15 protein-coding genes are annotated in these 14,858 nt (G+C 63.6%); 14 read left to right on the top strand and 1 reads right to left on the bottom strand.

Features of this window, described 5'->3' with window-relative positions; genetic code table 11:
• The first annotated feature begins 19 nt into the window (after positions 1 to 19).
• Both WDM24_RS25015 and WDM24_RS25010 read left to right on the top strand, forming a co-directional pair.
• Positions 20 to 2,080 carry an FAD-dependent oxidoreductase gene (locus WDM24_RS25015; protein WP_338689864.1) on the top strand — a complete coding sequence of 687 codons (2,061 nt, stop codon included), beginning with the start codon at positions 20 to 22 and terminating at the stop codon, positions 2,078 to 2,080.
• Between the two features lie 223 nt (positions 2,081 to 2,303).
• Positions 2,304 to 4,340, top strand: coding sequence for an ABC transporter ATP-binding protein (locus WDM24_RS25010; RefSeq protein WP_414645624.1), 2,037 nt, complete (start codon positions 2,304 to 2,306; stop codon positions 4,338 to 4,340).
• 61 nt (positions 4,341 to 4,401) lie between these two features.
• Here the strand turns inward: WDM24_RS25010 and WDM24_RS25005 are convergent, their stop codons facing one another.
• A complete protein-coding gene (locus WDM24_RS25005) occupies positions 4,402 to 5,613 on the bottom strand; it encodes an NAD(P)/FAD-dependent oxidoreductase (RefSeq protein ID WP_338827447.1) in 1,212 nt (403 codons plus the stop codon).
• Positions 5,614 to 6,317: 704 nt separating this feature from the next.
• On the opposite strand from WDM24_RS25005, the gene rpsL reads away from it, so the two are divergent.
• The 12 genes from rpsL (at position 6,318) to rpsC (ending at position 14,852) form a co-directional block, all read left to right on the top strand.
• Entirely contained in the window at positions 6,318 to 6,689 is a 372-nt protein-coding gene (gene rpsL / locus WDM24_RS25000; RefSeq protein WP_028168167.1) for a 30S ribosomal protein S12, read from the top strand.
• A 15-nt stretch (positions 6,690 to 6,704) separates the two neighbouring features.
• The gene (rpsG, locus tag WDM24_RS24995; protein ID WP_021081660.1) at positions 6,705 to 7,175 is read left to right on the top strand and encodes a 30S ribosomal protein S7; all 471 of its coding nucleotides are present in this window, start codon (positions 6,705 to 6,707) and stop codon (positions 7,173 to 7,175) included.
• Between the two features lie 30 nt (positions 7,176 to 7,205).
• Positions 7,206 to 9,278, top strand: a complete 2,073-nt coding sequence (gene fusA, locus WDM24_RS24990) for an elongation factor G (RefSeq protein WP_166205929.1) — start codon at positions 7,206 to 7,208, stop codon at positions 9,276 to 9,278.
• A gap of 40 nt (positions 9,279 to 9,318) precedes the next feature.
• Positions 9,319 to 10,509, top strand: coding sequence for an elongation factor Tu (tuf, locus tag WDM24_RS24985; protein ID WP_166205926.1), 1,191 nt, complete (start codon positions 9,319 to 9,321; stop codon positions 10,507 to 10,509).
• 86 nt (positions 10,510 to 10,595) lie between these two features.
• Positions 10,596 to 10,904 carry a 30S ribosomal protein S10 gene (gene rpsJ, locus WDM24_RS24980; RefSeq protein ID WP_002712302.1) on the top strand — a complete coding sequence of 103 codons (309 nt, stop codon included), beginning with the start codon at positions 10,596 to 10,598 and terminating at the stop codon, positions 10,902 to 10,904.
• Between the two features lie 54 nt (positions 10,905 to 10,958).
• On the top strand, positions 10,959 to 11,678 hold the full coding sequence (gene rplC / locus WDM24_RS24975) for a 50S ribosomal protein L3 (RefSeq protein WP_029081772.1): 720 nt from the start codon (positions 10,959 to 10,961) through the stop codon (positions 11,676 to 11,678).
• A 1-nt stretch (position 11,679) separates the two neighbouring features.
• Positions 11,680 to 12,300 carry a 50S ribosomal protein L4 gene (rplD, locus tag WDM24_RS24970; RefSeq protein ID WP_166205923.1) on the top strand — a complete coding sequence of 207 codons (621 nt, stop codon included), beginning with the start codon at positions 11,680 to 11,682 and terminating at the stop codon, positions 12,298 to 12,300.
• On the top strand, positions 12,297 to 12,596 hold the full coding sequence (locus tag WDM24_RS24965; protein ID WP_029081770.1) for a 50S ribosomal protein L23: 300 nt from the start codon (positions 12,297 to 12,299) through the stop codon (positions 12,594 to 12,596). The genes rplD and WDM24_RS24965 overlap by 4 nt, the downstream gene beginning before the upstream one ends.
• Positions 12,597 to 12,608: 12 nt before the next feature.
• Positions 12,609 to 13,442 carry a 50S ribosomal protein L2 gene (gene rplB / locus WDM24_RS24960; protein WP_338827445.1) on the top strand — a complete coding sequence of 278 codons (834 nt, stop codon included), beginning with the start codon at positions 12,609 to 12,611 and terminating at the stop codon, positions 13,440 to 13,442.
• A gap of 12 nt (positions 13,443 to 13,454) precedes the next feature.
• Positions 13,455 to 13,733 (top strand): 30S ribosomal protein S19, encoded by a 279-nt coding sequence (rpsS, locus tag WDM24_RS24955; protein ID WP_018272137.1) that lies wholly within the window; start codon positions 13,455 to 13,457, stop codon positions 13,731 to 13,733.
• A 10-nt stretch (positions 13,734 to 13,743) separates the two neighbouring features.
• Positions 13,744 to 14,130: a 50S ribosomal protein L22 gene (gene rplV, locus WDM24_RS24950; protein WP_018272136.1), complete on the top strand. Its 387-nt coding sequence runs from the start codon at positions 13,744 to 13,746 to the stop codon at positions 14,128 to 14,130.
• A gap of 20 nt (positions 14,131 to 14,150) precedes the next feature.
• The gene (gene rpsC, locus WDM24_RS24945; protein WP_018272135.1) at positions 14,151 to 14,852 is read left to right on the top strand and encodes a 30S ribosomal protein S3; all 702 of its coding nucleotides are present in this window, start codon (positions 14,151 to 14,153) and stop codon (positions 14,850 to 14,852) included.
• The last annotated feature ends 6 nt before the right edge of the window (positions 14,853 to 14,858 follow it).

The raw sequence follows: 14,858 nt of genomic DNA, 5'->3' as shown, positions 1-14,858 counted from the left end.
CGGAGACGACGGAATCCATATGCTCGACTTGGCTATCGTAGGCGGCGGCCCCGGGGGGCTGATGAGCGCCTGGTATTTGAAACGCAAACTCGGCGACCTCTGCCGCGTCACCATCTTCGAGGCGTCGAACCGACTCGGCGGCAAGATCGTCACGCGCAAATTCGACTCCGCGCCTGCGATGTATGAGGCCGGCGTTGCCGAGATTTACGATTACTCGATGACGGGACCCGACCCGCTGCGCGAGCTGATCCAGCATTTCGGCCTGCAGACGATCCCGATGGATGCCGAGCAGGTCCAGCTCGACGGCGAACTGCTCGCCGACGTGCCGGGCATGCGCCGCAAATACGGCGCGAAGACCGCGGCCGCGATCGAGGCGTTCCGCAAGCGCTGCAGCGACATGGTGTCGCCGCACGAATATTACGAGGGGATCGGTGCCCACGACAACGAGCACCCCTGGGCCTACAAGACTGCCGAGCAGATCCTCGACGAGGAGGTCGACGACGCGACCGCCAGGCGCTTCTTCAAGGTGATGGCGCGCTCCGACATCGCGACCGAGAGCCACAATACGAATGGCCTCAACGCACTGAAGAACTACGTGATGGACGTCGACGGCTATATCGGCCTGTATTCGATCCAGAACGGCAACGAGCAGCTGATCGATTGCCTGCGCTCGGAGGTCAACGCCGACATCCAGCTCAACCATCGCGTTCTCAAGGTCGGCAAGACCGCAAGCGGCCGCTACCAGCTCAACATGATGAACGGCAAGGGGCCGGAGACGCGCGACTTCGACCTCGTGCTGGTCTGCCTGCCGCACTCCTGGCTTGCGACCATGCGCTGGGACGGCGAGCAGCTGCGCAAGTCGATGGTCAAGCACGTCGCCTATTTCGACCGGCCCGCGCACTATCTGCGCGTCTCGATCCTGTTCGACGAGCCGTTCTGGGGCGAGAAGGTCCCGGGCGCCTGGTTCATGTCGGAAGCGTTCGGCGGCTGCTGCGTCTACAATGAGGGCGCGCGCCACGACGTCGGCAAGCACGGCGTGCTGAACTGGCTGATCGCGGGCTCCGACGCGCTCGCCTTTGCCAATCTCAGCGACCAGGAACTGTTCGATGCCGCGCTGAAGTCGCTGCCGGCCTCGCTCGGCGATGCCCGCGCGCATTTCCTCGAAGGCAAGATCCATCGCTGGCTGTCGTCGGTCAACGCGCTGCCGGGCGGCCTGCCGGTGCGCGACGTCATGACCAACCACCGTCCCGAGCCGAAGGAGCATCCCGGCATCGTGGTCGTCGGCGACTATCTGTTCGATTCGACGCTGAACGGGCTGCTCGATTCCTCCGATGCCGCGACCGACATCGTCGTCACCGAGATGATGCGATTGCGCCGCGCCCGTGCCCAGGAAAGCGCCGAGGTCTCCGACAAGATCGACCGCGGCTATTTCGACAACTATCGCGGCGCCGGTCCCTACAGCGAAGCCTGGCGCAACTTCACTGACCCGGCCTATCTGACCGACCTGATCAAGACGGTGTGGGGCAGGGCGAAGGGCTACAAGCTCCTGATCGCCGGCTCCGCCAGCGGCGAGCTGGTCGGCGCGCTGCGCGAGCGCGGCATCGATGCCTGGGGTGTCGAGAACAACCGCTACATCCACGGCAAGACGCCGAAGGCGTTGAAGAAGTACAACAAGCTCGGCTCGATCGCCGACCTGCCGTTCAAGGCCAACGAGTTCGACTTCGCATTCGAGACATCGCTGTGCCATCTCGGCGAGAAGCAGGTGGTGCGCGCGGTGCGCGAGTTGAACCGCGTGGTCAAGACCGGCCTGGTGTTCGCGTCGGTGACCTCGGACATGGCGCCGGCGGTGATCGATCGCTACGACCTGCTGCGCGGGGTGAAGAAGCTCGGCACCTGGTGGGAGTGGTCGGAATTGTTCTTCGGCAACGGCTTCGACCTGTCGATGCACCGCCGCGACTGCACCGATCAGCTGTGGGCGCTGACGCTGGCCGCCAACAAGGGGCCGGGGCAGTGGTACGCCGACTCCGATAGCCTGCGCTATTCGTTCTTCGACAAGGTCGAGGCCGACCTCGACGACTAGCGACAGCGACTGATGGCATTTGGCGCAAGGCGGTCGGCCTTGCGTCAACCACCTGTCAAATGACGGCATGGCTCCAATCAGAATCTACGGGCCGCGCCCACGCACAGCGATCGCCGCAAACGCTTTGCCGAATTCATCCTGATCGCATAGGATCGCCGCTGCAGCGTTCGTCGCTGCGGTTTCGATTTGCGGTCATGCCGGCCGTGGAGCATCGGTTGGTTTCATGGCGCCTAAACCTCCTGCATCAGACGATCCCAGTCGGGCCGATGCCGGCGATCCCGAGCTGAAGAAGAAGCCCGTCATCATGACCGGTCCGCCTGCGGCGGCTTCCGCAAAAGCAGCCGCGGCGCCGGACGACGACGAGGAGGATGAGGACGACGAGCTTGAGCTCGATGACGATGATGACGACGAGGACCTCGTCGTCTTCACCGCCAAGGAAGCCGCCGGCGCACTCTCCACGATCTTCGGCTTCGTCAGGCCGATCCTGGCGAACTACAGAAAGCCGCTCGCCTGCGTCGCCATCGGCGTGCTGGTCGAGACGTTGTTCAACGTCATCATGCCGCTCAGCCTGAAATTCCTGATCGACGACGCGCTCGGCGAGGAGGATTTCCAGGCCCTCTACAAGATCCTCGGCGTGCTCGCGGTGGCCGGCATCGTCACCTCGATCATCGCGGTCTGGTACGAGCGCTGGGATGCGCGGCTTGCCGCCGGCATCATCGCCGATGTGCGGACCCGTATCTTCGACCACGTCCAGAACCTGCCGTCGGCCTATTTCGCGCGCACCAAGCGCGGCGAGATCCTGTCGCGCTTCTCGATCGATCTGTCGGCCTTCGAGGGCTCGATCAAGACCTTTGCCAACAGCGCCGCGCTGCCGGGCCTCGAACTGGTCGCCGGCATCATCCTGATGCTATTCCTGAACTGGCAGCTCGCCGCGGTCGCCTTGCTGGTGTTTCCGATCACGCTGATCGGGCCGCGCATCCTGACGCCGAAGGCGGTGCTGGCCAATTATGAGCAGAAGCAGAACGAGGCGGCGCTGCTCGGAATGGTGCAGGAGAACGTCGCCGCCCAGGCGGTGGTCAAGGCGTTCAACCTGCAGCGCCGGGCGCTCGGCTGGTTCACGATGCGCAACCGCGACGTCCGCGCCAAGGCCGCCTCGGCCATGTTCCTGTCGACCATGGTGGAGCGCACCGTCACCATCTCGGTGCTGCTGCTTCACCTCGTGGTGCTGGCGATCGGCGCCTATCTGGCGACCAAGGGGCAGATCACGGTCGGCACCTTCGTGACCTTCGAGAGCGCGTTCTGGGAGGTGTCGTACAACATCGCCCATCTGATGCATTTCATCCCGGTGTCGATCTCGTCGGCGGCGGCGGTGGGGCACATCCAGGAGCTGCTCGACGAGCCGACCCGCGGCGCCGACCGTCCCGGCGCGCCGGATTTGCCGCGGATCACCAACGACATCTCCTTCGACCGCGTCACCTTCCAGTATGAGGGGGCGCAGACGCCGGTGCTCGACAATCTCAGCCTCAAGCTCAATGCCGGCAAGAGCATCGCGATCGTGGGTCCCAGCGGCTCCGGCAAGAGCACGCTGATCAACCTGATCCTGCGGCTCTACGTGCCGGACGAGGGCCGCGTCGCCATCGACGGCGTCGACATCCGCCGGGTGACGCGCGAGTCGCTGCGGGCGAGCATGGCGGTCGTGTTCCAGGAGAACATGCTGTTCAACATGTCGATCCGCGAGAACATCCGGCTCGGCAAGGAGGGCGCTGATGACGCCGAGGTCGAGGATGCCGCGAAGAAGGCCGAGATCCATCGCTACATCATGAGCCTGCCGCAGCGCTACGACACGCCGGTCGGCGAGCGCGGCGACACGTTGTCGGGCGGCCAGCGCCAGCGCATCGCGATCGCGCGCGCGATCATCCGCAACCCGTCCGTGCTGCTGCTCGACGAGGCGACCTCGGCGCTCGACCAGACCACGGAAGCGGCGATCAACCGCACGCTGCTCAAGGTCGCTGAGGGCCGGACCATGATCTGGTCGACGCACCGCCTCACTTCCGTGGTCGAGATGGACGAGATCATCGTGATATCAGGCGGCAGGGCGATCGAGCGCGGCTCGCACGAGGAGCTGCTGGCCAAGAACGGCGTCTACCGCAAGCTGTGGGACGACCAGGGACATCACGGCACAGACGACGAGGATGCCGACGACGCGGACGATGATGACGATGACGACGAGGAGGATGAGGGCGAAGACGAGGAGGCGTGACGCCTGCGCCGCACCGCCTTGCCGGTGGATGTCCGGGAGCGAGCTTCCGCCGATCCGGCCCTTACGCCCTGTCGGCTGCGTGCGGACGCTGCCGGAAGCGATTGGCCGGCCGCGCTGCTGACGATGCCGCCAGTGGGCTGTGCAGCCGGCGCAGCCAGCTCCGGCCGAGATAGCCGAAGAAGCGCGCCCAGCGCTGGGCTTGCCAGTAGGGCCCGGTACCGATCGAGACCTCGCGGAAGCTGAATGCCTTGTCGTTCGACCAAGCGTCGCATTCCGTCTTGACCGGATCGTCGTAGAACGCGGTGATCTTCTCCTCGCCCATGCCGTCGGTCGCAAGCCAGGCCGGGATATGGACGTTGCAGAGCTGGGCGACGTCGGTGAACACCTTGTCGGTCCCGGTGCCGGTGACCGGGCAGGTGCTGGCGAAGGCATCGCCGACCAGCACGACGCCGGCCTGCCGATAGCCGGTGCTGACATAGACATCGGCGGGCCTGATCTTGACGTCGCCGGCGACGTCGAACTCGCCCGTGAGCCGGCGCAACCTCGGCAGCGCGGCGTTCAGCGTCTCGACCGGATTGCGCCGCATCGCGCGCAGCCAGGGATCGTCGGCCTGACGGTAGGTGAAGAGGTTGGCGCGCATCCGGTTCCCGACCGGAAACAGCGTGATGTAGGGGATGCGGTCGCTCGGCCGCTCCGAGAAATAGGTCATCGCCGCGAACGGGAACGCGGGGCGGCCGACGGGGACGAAATCGAAGCCGAGCGAGATCGAGTGGCTGTGGCTCGTGACTAGCCGCTCGATGCCGAGCATCCGGCGCAGCCCGACGTTGAGGCCGTTGGCGAGCACCACGAGACGCGCCGAGATCTCCTCGCCGCTGGAGAGCACGACCTTCTGCCGCTCGGAACTGGTCGCGACATTGGCGACCTTGTCGCAGATGAATTCCGCCGGCCGCGCGATTTCGTTCCGGATCGCCGCGATAAGCGCGTCGTACATGATGCCGTATTGCCGGCTCGGCTGCCGGTCGAGCAGATAGCCGAATCGCGCGATCCAGTTCTCGCCGTCCAGCGTCGCCGAACGGAGCACGGATTCGGCAAGGCCGGTCCTGGCGAATCGCTCGAGTTGGAGGTCGCCGGCGATCTTTTCGACGCGGAAATCCAACGGATAGACCTGATGTGGGTCGATCAGGATGCTCGGTATCCCGGCACGGCCGAGCATGGCGGCCGCGATCGAGCCCGCAAGGCCGCCGCCGATGATCGCGATGTCGGTGTACCGCATGAGTGAGTTCCGTAGCCGTAGACCCCGATTTTTGCGCCGCGAATGGCAAATAAAGGCTTAGTTTCGCAGTTTGCCTTCAGGTCTAAGTTGGGGAGAGTTGTTTCTATTCTTGTTTTATCCGGGTATAATATGATTCTGCCGGGTGGCCCGCGACTCGGTCAAAGGGCGAGGGGAGGTGCGCAGGCCGTCATATTCCGTCGCGCACCGTGCCGCGGCGAAATGCAAAATCTGCAAGCGCCAGAGGCGTTTCTTTGCCTGTCGTTTTGCTTGACTTCACTATCTCTCGATTATACAAGGCGGCCACTTAACGACAGGCGGTGAGCTACGCCAGCGTCGGAACGGAACACCCGAAGGCCCTTTTTTGAGGAGCCGGACGGGCACCAACCTCGACGAATGCCGCTCAAACGCTGTCGATGATAGCTAGGCAATGCCAGGACGATTTTAGTTCTCTTGAGCACGTCCTCATGAGAGTGAATTCGGATGCATGACCTCGGTGGCGGACCGAACAGCGAACGCTGAACGGTCCGGGATCGCGGTCCTCTGTGGCGTCGATGCGCTTTCCGCTCAGCGATGAGTGGTTGGCGCGATTTCGCTTTGCGCGGTTGCTTGTTCCGCGTCGAGCGGGCCGTACGGGACGGCTAGTCCTGAGAAGAAATTTGCGGAGCCATTCAAGGCTTTCGCGCGAACTAAAGGGTGAAGGCTGCATGCCGACGATCAACCAGCTGATCGCAAAACCACGTGAAGTGCAGAAGTCGCGCAAGAAGGTGCCGGCGCTGCAGCAGTCGCCGCAGAAGCGCGGCGTTTGCACGCGCGTATACACCACGACCCCGAAGAAGCCGAACTCGGCGCTTCGTAAGGTCGCCAAGGTGCGCCTGACCAACGGCTTCGAGGTGATCGGCTACATCCCGGGTGAAGGCCATAACCTGCAGGAGCACTCGGTGGTCATGATCCGCGGTGGTCGCGTCAAGGACTTGCCCGGCGTGCGCTACCACATCCTCCGCGGCGTGCTGGATACCCAGGGCGTCAAGAACCGTAAGCAGCGTCGTTCGAAGTACGGCGCGAAGCGTCCTAAGTAAGCGGGAAACGATCAGATGTCGCGTCGCCATTCTGCTGAGAAGCGTGAAGTTCTTCCGGACCCGAAGTTCGGGAACATCATCATTACGAAGTTCATGAACTCGGTGATGTACGCCGGGAAGAAGTCGGTTGCCGAAAACATCGTCTACGGTGCGCTCGGCATGATCGAGGCCAAGACCAAGCAGCCCCCGCTCGGCGTGTTCGAGCAGGCGCTCGAGAACGTGATGCCGACCATCGAAGTTCGTTCCCGCCGCGTCGGCGGCGCGACCTACCAGGTCCCGGTCGAAGTCCGTTCGGTGCGCCGTCAGGCGCTTGGTATCCGCTGGCTGATCTCGGCCGCTCGCGAGCGCAACGAGAAGACCATGACGGAGCGCCTCTCGGCTGAACTGCTCGACGCGTCGAACAATCGCGGCAACGCCGTCAAGAAGCGTGAAGACGTGCACCGGATGGCGGAAGCCAACCGCGCCTTCTCGCACTATCGCTGGTAACGGCGAAACACGGAATTTAAGGAACAGCCTATGCCTCGCGTTCATGCCATAGAGAACTACCGCAACTTCGGTATCATGGCGCATATCGACGCCGGTAAGACCACGACCACCGAGCGCATCCTCTATTACACCGGCAAGAGCCACAAGATCGGCGAAGTGCACGAAGGTGCCGCGACGATGGACTGGATGGAGCAGGAGCAGGAGCGTGGCATCACGATCACCTCGGCTGCGACCACCGCGTTCTGGAACGGCAAGCGTCTGAACATCATCGACACCCCCGGCCACGTCGACTTCACCATTGAGGTCGAACGTTCGCTGCGCGTGCTCGACGGCGCCGTTTGCGTGCTCGACTCCAACCAGGGCGTCGAGCCGCAGACCGAGACCGTCTGGCGCCAGGGCGACAAGTACAAGGTTCCGCGCATCGTCTTCGCCAACAAGATGGACAAGACCGGTGCCGACTTCTTCAAGTGCCTGGCCGACATCGTCGACCGCCTCGGCGCCAAGCCTATCGCGATTCAGCTTCCGATCGGTGCCGAGAACAACTTCAAGGGTCTCGTCGACCTCGTCGTCATGAAGGGCATCATCTGGAACGATGAATCGCTCGGCGCGAAGTTCGACTATGTCGACATTCCGGAAGACATGATCGAGCAGGCCAAGGAATATCGCGAGAAGATGGTGGAAGCCGCCGTCGAGCTCGACGACGACGCATTGGCCGCTTTCCTCGACGGCAAGGAGCCGGACGAGGCGACCCTGAAGCGCCTGATCCGCAAGGCGGTGCTCACCGGTGCATTCTATCCGGTGCTGTGCGGCTCCGCGTTCAAGAACAAGGGCGTGCAGCCGCTGCTCGACGCTGTCGTCGACTATCTGCCGTCGCCGATCGACGTGCCCGCGATCAAAGGTATCGATGACGACGGCAACGAGGTCGTGCGCAAGGCGGACGACAAGGAGCCGCTGGCGCTGCTCGCGTTCAAGATCATGGACGATCCGTTCGTCGGCACCATCACCTTCTGCCGCATCTACTCCGGCGTCCTGCAGTCGGGCACCGGCGTGGTGAACTCGACCCGCGACAAGAAGGAGCGGATCGGGCGGATGCTGTTGATGCATGCGAACAACCGCGAAGACATCAAGGAAGCCTATGCCGGCGACATCGTCGCGCTGGCGGGCCTGAAGGAAGCGCGCACCGGCGACACGCTGTGCGATCCCGACAAGCCGGTGATCCTCGAAAAGATGGAATTCCCGGAGCCGGTGATCGAAATCGCGATCGAGCCGAAGTCGAAGGCCGACCAGGAAAAGCTCGGCGTCGCGCTGGCCAAGCTCGCCGCGGAGGATCCGTCGTTCCGCGTGTCGACCGATCAGGAGTCCGGCCAGACCATCCTCAAGGGCATGGGCGAACTGCATCTCGACATCAAGGTCGACATTCTCAAGCGCACCTACAAGGTCGATGCCAACATCGGCGCGCCGCAGGTGGCGTTCCGTGAGCGCGTGACCAAAAAGGCCGAAGTCAAGTACACGCACAAGAAGCAGACTGGCGGTACCGGTCAGTTCGCCGAGGTGTCGATCGTCGTCGAGCCGAACGAGCCCGGCAAGGGCTACGAGTTCGAATCGAAGATCGTCGGCGGCGCGGTGCCGAAGGAATACATCCCCGGCGTCGAAAAGGGCCTCAATAGCGTGATGGGCTCCGGTGTCGTTGCCGGCTTCCCGGTGGTGGACGTCAAGGTGCAGCTGGTCGACGGCAAGTATCACGACGTCGACTCGTCGGCGCTGGCGTTCGAAATCGCATCGCGGGCTGCGTTCCGCGAGGCGCTGACGAAGGGCAAGTCCGTCCTGCTCGAGCCGATCATGAAGGTCGAGGTGGTGACCCCGGAAGACTACACCGGTTCGGTCATCGGCGACCTGAATTCCCGGCGCGGCCAGATCCAGGGCCAAGACATGCGCGGCAACGCCAACGTCATCAACGCGATGGTGCCGCTCATGAACATGTTCGGTTACGTGAACAACCTGCGCTCGATGAGCCAGGGTCGCGCGACCTTCACCATGCAGTTCGATCACTACGCCGAAGCACCGGCGAACGTGTCGGCTGAAGTCCAGAAAAAGTTTGCTTGATTGTCGTTGGTTAGCAACTAACGACTGAACGGAGAGTCAAATGGCCAAAGCAAAATTCGAGCGTAACAAGCCCCACTGCAACATCGGCACCATCGGTCACGTCGACCATGGCAAGACCTCGCTGACCGCAGCGATCACCAAGGTGCTTGCAGAAACCGGCGGCGCGACGTTCACCGCCTACGACCAGATCGACAAGGCGCCGGAAGAGAAGGCGCGCGGCATCACGATCTCGACCGCTCACGTCGAGTACGAGACGAAGAACCGCCACTATGCCCACGTCGACTGCCCCGGCCACGCCGATTACGTCAAGAACATGATCACCGGTGCCGCCCAGATGGACGGCGCGATCCTGGTCGTGTCGGCTGCTGACGGCCCGATGCCGCAGACCCGCGAGCACATCCTGCTCGCCCGCCAGGTCGGCGTGCCCGCGCTCGTCGTGTTCCTCAACAAGTGCGACATGGTCGACGATCCGGAACTGCTCGAGCTCGTCGAGCTCGAGGTCCGCGAGCTGCTCTCGAAGTACGAATTCCCGGGCGACAAGATCCCGATCATCAAGGGCTCGGCGCTCGCCGCCCTCGAAGACAAGGACAAGACGCTCGGCCACGACGCCATCCTCGAGCTGATGAAGAACGTCGACGAGTACATCCCGCAGCCGGAGCGTCCGATCGACCAGCCGTTTTTGATGCCGGTTGAAGACGTGTTCTCGATCTCGGGCCGCGGCACCGTCGTCACCGGCCGTGTCGAGCGCGGCATCATCAAGGTCGGCGAGGAAATCGAGATCGTCGGTATCCGCGACACCCAGAAGACCATCGTCACCGGCGTCGAAATGTTCCGCAAGCTGCTCGATCAGGGCCAGGCCGGCGACAACATCGGTGCGCTGCTCCGCGGCACCAAGCGCGAGGAAGTCGAGCGTGGCCAGGTGCTGTGCAAGCCCGGTTCGGTCAAGCCGCACACCAAGTTCAAGGCTGAGGCTTACATCCTCACCAAGGAAGAGGGCGGTCGTCACACCCCGTTCTTCACCAACTACCGTCCGCAGTTCTACTTCCGCACCACCGACGTGACCGGTGTCGTGCACCTGCCGGAAGGCACCGAGATGGTGATGCCGGGCGACAACATCGCGATGGAAGTGCACCTGATCGTGCCGATCGCGATGGAAGAGAAGCTGCGTTTCGCGATCCGCGAAGGCGGCCGCACCGTCGGCGCCGGCGTCGTCGCCGCCATCATCGAGTAAGTACGCGAATAGGGAATGGCGAGTAGCGGGTGGATCGATCCATTCGCTATTCGCTACTCGCCACTCACTAAAGAAAGAATACGGCAATGAACGGCCAAAACATTCGCATCCGTCTCAAGGCGTTCGACCATCGAATCCTCGATACGTCGACCCGTGAGATCGTGAACACGGCGAAGCGCACCGGTGCGCAGGTTCGCGGACCGATTCCGCTGCCGACCCGCATCGAGAAGTTCACCGTCAACCGTTCGCCGCACGTTGACAAGAAGAGCCGCGAGCAATTCGAGATGCGCACCCACAAGCGCCTCCTCGACATTGTCGACCCGACCCCGCAGACCGTCGATGCGCTGATGAAGCTCGACCTGGCCGCCGGTGTCGACGTCGAGATCAAGCTCTAAGGTTTTGGATTTTTACGTCCGCCGCTTGCGGACAGAAAGACAGGAAGCACGCCGATGCGCTCCGGAGTGATCGCACAGAAGGTCGGGATGACGCGGGTCTTTACGGAGACCGGCGAGCATATCCCTGTGACCGTGCTGAAGTTGGGCAACTGCCAGGTGCTGGGCCACCGCACGACCGAGAAGAACGGCTATGTCGCCCTTCAGCTCGGCTCCGGCGCCCGCAAGACGGTGTACATGCCGAAGGCTGAACGCGGCCAGTTCGCGGTCGCCAAGGTCGAGCCGAAGCGCAAGGTCGCCGAGTTCCGCGTGTCCGAGGACGCGCTGATCCCGGTCGGCGCGGAAATCCAGGCGGACCATTTCGTGGTCGGCCAGTTCGTCGACGTGACCGGTACCTCGATCGGTAAGGGCTTCGCCGGCGGCATGAAGCGCTGGAATTTCGGCGGTCTGCGCGCCACCCACGGTGTGTCGGTCTCGCACCGTTCGATCGGTTCGACCGGTGGCCGTCAGGACCCCGGCAAGACCTTCAAGAACAAGAAGATGCCCGGTCACATGGGCGTCGACCGCATCACCACGCTCAACCTGCGTGTGGTTTCGACCGACGTCGAGCGCGGCCTGATCCTCGTCGAAGGCGCCGTTCCCGGCTCCAAGGGCGGCTGGATCTCGGTACGCGACGCGGTGAAGAAGCCGCTACCGAAGGAAGCTCCGAAGCCCGGCAAGTTCAAGGTTGCCGGTGGCGAAGCTGCCGAGGCTGTGGCCGAGAAGGAGGGCGTGTGAGATGGAACTGAAAGTCACCACCCTTGAAGGCAAGGACGCTGGCTCGGTTCAGCTGTCGGACGAGATCTTCGGTCTCGAGCCGCGCAAGGACATCATTCAGCGCTGCGTGCAGTGGCAGCTGAACAAGCGTCAGGCCGGCACGCACAAGACCCAGGGCCGCGCCGACGTCTGGCGCACCGGCAAGAAGATGTACAAGCAGAAGGGCACCGGCGGCGCCCGTCACGGCTCGGCCCGCGTGCCGCAGTTCCGCGGCGGTGGCCGTGCGTTCGGTCCGGTGGTTCGCTCCCATGCGACCGACCTGCCGAAGAAGGTGCGCGCGCTCGCGCTGAAGCATGCGCTGTCGGCCAAGGCCAAGGACGGCGGGCTGATCGTGATCGACAATGCGCAGCTCGAGGCCGCCAAGACCAAGGCTCTGATCGGGCACTTCTCGGGTCTCGGCCTGACCAATGCGCTGATCATCGACGGCGCGGAGCTGAACAACGGTTTCGCGATCGCGGCCCGCAACATCCCGAACATCGACGTGCTGCCGATCCAGGGCATCAACGTCTACGACATTCTCCGCCGCCACAAGCTGGTGCTGACCAAGGCTGCGGTTGATGCGCTGGAGGCGCGCTTCAAATGAAGAACATCGATCCGCGCCACTACGACGTCATCATCTCTCCTGTCGTGACGGAAAAGGCGACGCTCGCCTCCGAGCACAACAAGGTGCTGTTCAAGGTCGCCGGCAAGGCGACCAAGCCGCAGATCAAGGAAGCGGTCGAGAAGCTGTTCGACGTCAAGGTGAAGAGCGTCAACACCCTCGTCCGCAAGGGCAAGACCAAGGTGTTCCGCGGCAATCTCGGCTCGCAGTCGGACTCCAAGCGCGCGATCGTGACCCTTGAAGAGGGCCACCGCATCGACGTGACTACCGGACTATAAGGCGCAACGACGATGGCATTGAAAACCTACAATCCTACGACGCCGGGCCAGCGCCAGCTGGTCATGGTCGATCGTTCGGCGCTCTACAAGGGCAAGCCGGTGAAGGCGCTGACCGAGGGCAAGCTCGGCAATGGCGGCCGCAACAACACCGGCCGCATCACCGTGCGCTTCCGCGGCGGCGGCCACAAGAAGGCCTACCGCACCGTCGACTTCTGCCGCGACAAGGTGGACATGCCGGCGGTCGTGGAGCGGCTCGAGTACGATCCGAACCGCACCGCGTTCATCGCGCTGATCAAGTATCAGGACGGTGAGCTGGCCTACATCCTGGCGCCGCAGCGTCTGGCGGCAGGCGACACCGTCGTCGCCGGCAACTATGTCGACGTCAAGCCCGGCAACGTCATGCCGCTCGGCAACATGCCGGTCGGCACGATCGTGCACAACATCGAGCTGAAGATCGGCAAGGGCGGCCAGCTGGCGCGCTCCGCCGGCACCTACGCCCAGATCGTCGGCCGCGACCAGGACTACGTGATCGTCCGCCTGAACTCGGGCGAGCAGCGTCTCGTGCACGGCCGCTGCCGCGGCACGATCGGCGCGGTCTCGAACCCCGATCACATGAACATCTCGATCGGCAAGGCCGGTCGTACCCGCTGGCTCGGCTGGCGTCCGCACAACCGCGGCGTCGTCATGAACCCGATCGACCATCCGCACGGCGGTGGTGAAGGTCGTACCTCGGGCGGTCGCCACCCGGTTACTCCGTGGGGCAAGCCGACCAAGGGCAAGAAGACCCGCACCAACAAGTCGACCAACAAATTCATTCTCCTCAGCCGCCACAAGCGGAAGAAGTAAGGAACGCCGGACATGGTTCGTTCAGTCTGGAAAGGCCCGTTCGTCGAGGGTTCTCTGCTCAAGAAGGCAGATGCCGCGCGCGCGTCCGGCCGTCACGACGTCATCAAGATCTGGAGCCGCCGCTCCACCATCCTGCCGCAGTTCGTCGGCCTGACCTTCGGTGTCTACAACGGCCAGAAGCACGTGCCGGTGGCGATCAACGAGGAAATGGTGGGTCACAAGTTCGGCGAGTTCTCGCCGACCCGGACCTTCCACGGCCACTCGGGCGACAAGAAAGCCAAGAAGGCTTGAGGAATAGACGATGAGCAAACCAAAGCGCGAACGTAGCCTCGCGGACAATGAGGCCAAGGCCGTCGCCCGCATGCTGCGCGTCAGCCCGCAGAAGCTGAACCTGGTGGCGCAGCTGATCCGCGGCCGCAAGGCTTCGGCTGCGCTCGCCGACCTGCAGTTCTCGCGCAAGCGGATCGCGGTCGACGTCAAGAAGTGCCTGGAATCGGCGATCGCCAACGCCGAGAACAATCATGACCTCGATGTCGACGATCTCGTCGTTGCCGAGGCGCATGTCGGCAACGGCATCGTGATGAAGCGTTTTGCTCCGCGCGGCCGTGGCCGTTCGGGCCGTGTGTTCAAACCGTTCTCGCACCTGACCATCGTGGTTCGTCAGGTCGAGGCCGAGGCAAGCGCCTAAGAAGGGCGCAGGAGAAGACGATGGGTCAAAAGATCAATCCAATCGGGCTGCGTCTCGGCATCAACCGGACCTGGGACTCCCGTTGGTTCGCCGGCAAGCAGGAATACGGCAAGCTCCTGCACGAGGACGTCAAGATCCGCGAGATCCTGCACAAGGAGCTCAAGCAGGCGGCCGTCGCCCGCATCGTGATCGAGCGTCCGCACAAGAAGTGCCGCGTGACGATCCACTCGGCCCGTCCGGGCGTCGTGATCGGCAAGAAGGGCGCCGACATCGACAAGCTGCGCAAGAAGGTCGCCGACATCACCTCGTCGGATGTCGTGATCAACATCGTCGAGATCCGCAAGCCGGAGCTCGACGCGACCCTGGTCGCTGAATCGATCGCCCAGCAGCTCGAGCGCCGCGTTGCGTTCCGCCGCGCCATGAAGCGCGCCGTGCAGTCGGCGATGCGTCTCGGCGCCGAGGGCATCCGCATCAACTGCTCGGGCCGTCTCGGCGGCGCCGAAATCGCGCGCATGGAGTGGTACCGCGAAGGCCGCGTGCCGCTGCACACGCTGCGCGCCGACGTCGACTACGGCGTTGCCACCGCGTTCACGACCTTCGGCACCTGCGGCGTCAAGGTCTGGATCTTCAAGGGCGAGATCCTCGAGCACGATCCGATGGCCCAGGACAAGAAGATGGCCGAGGGCGACAATACCCCGCGTTCGCGCCGCGACGCCGCTTGAGGCAAA

This window comes from Bradyrhizobium sp. 27S5, assembly GCF_037217225.1.
Lineage (GTDB): Bacteria > Pseudomonadota > Alphaproteobacteria > Rhizobiales > Xanthobacteraceae > Bradyrhizobium > Bradyrhizobium septentrionale.
This window is presented reverse-complemented; position numbering and strand designations above follow the sequence as displayed.

What these genes read in the sequence shown, in the direction of transcription:
- rplV (WP_018272136.1), top strand. Translation starts at nt 13,744, where the DNA reads ATGAGCAAACCAAAGCGCGAACGTAGCCTCGCGGACAATGAGGCCAAG.
- WDM24_RS25005 (WP_338827447.1), bottom strand. Translation starts at nt 5,613, where the DNA reads ATGCGGTACACCGACATCGCGATCATCGGCGGCGGCCTTGCGGGCTCG.
- WDM24_RS25015 (WP_338689864.1), top strand. Translation starts at nt 20, where the DNA reads ATGCTCGACTTGGCTATCGTAGGCGGCGGCCCCGGGGGGCTGATGAGC.
- tuf (WP_166205926.1), top strand. Translation starts at nt 9,319, where the DNA reads ATGGCCAAAGCAAAATTCGAGCGTAACAAGCCCCACTGCAACATCGGC.
- rpsS (WP_018272137.1), top strand. Translation starts at nt 13,455, where the DNA reads ATGGTTCGTTCAGTCTGGAAAGGCCCGTTCGTCGAGGGTTCTCTGCTC.
- rplC (WP_029081772.1), top strand. Translation starts at nt 10,959, where the DNA reads ATGCGCTCCGGAGTGATCGCACAGAAGGTCGGGATGACGCGGGTCTTT.
- rpsL (WP_028168167.1), top strand. Translation starts at nt 6,318, where the DNA reads ATGCCGACGATCAACCAGCTGATCGCAAAACCACGTGAAGTGCAGAAG.
- WDM24_RS24965 (WP_029081770.1), top strand. Translation starts at nt 12,297, where the DNA reads ATGAAGAACATCGATCCGCGCCACTACGACGTCATCATCTCTCCTGTC.
- rpsJ (WP_002712302.1), top strand. Translation starts at nt 10,596, where the DNA reads ATGAACGGCCAAAACATTCGCATCCGTCTCAAGGCGTTCGACCATCGA.
- rplB (WP_338827445.1), top strand. Translation starts at nt 12,609, where the DNA reads ATGGCATTGAAAACCTACAATCCTACGACGCCGGGCCAGCGCCAGCTG.
- WDM24_RS25010 (WP_414645624.1), top strand. Translation starts at nt 2,304, where the DNA reads ATGGCGCCTAAACCTCCTGCATCAGACGATCCCAGTCGGGCCGATGCC.
- rpsC (WP_018272135.1), top strand. Translation starts at nt 14,151, where the DNA reads ATGGGTCAAAAGATCAATCCAATCGGGCTGCGTCTCGGCATCAACCGG.
- rplD (WP_166205923.1), top strand. Translation starts at nt 11,680, where the DNA reads ATGGAACTGAAAGTCACCACCCTTGAAGGCAAGGACGCTGGCTCGGTT.
- rpsG (WP_021081660.1), top strand. Translation starts at nt 6,705, where the DNA reads ATGTCGCGTCGCCATTCTGCTGAGAAGCGTGAAGTTCTTCCGGACCCG.
- fusA (WP_166205929.1), top strand. Translation starts at nt 7,206, where the DNA reads ATGCCTCGCGTTCATGCCATAGAGAACTACCGCAACTTCGGTATCATG.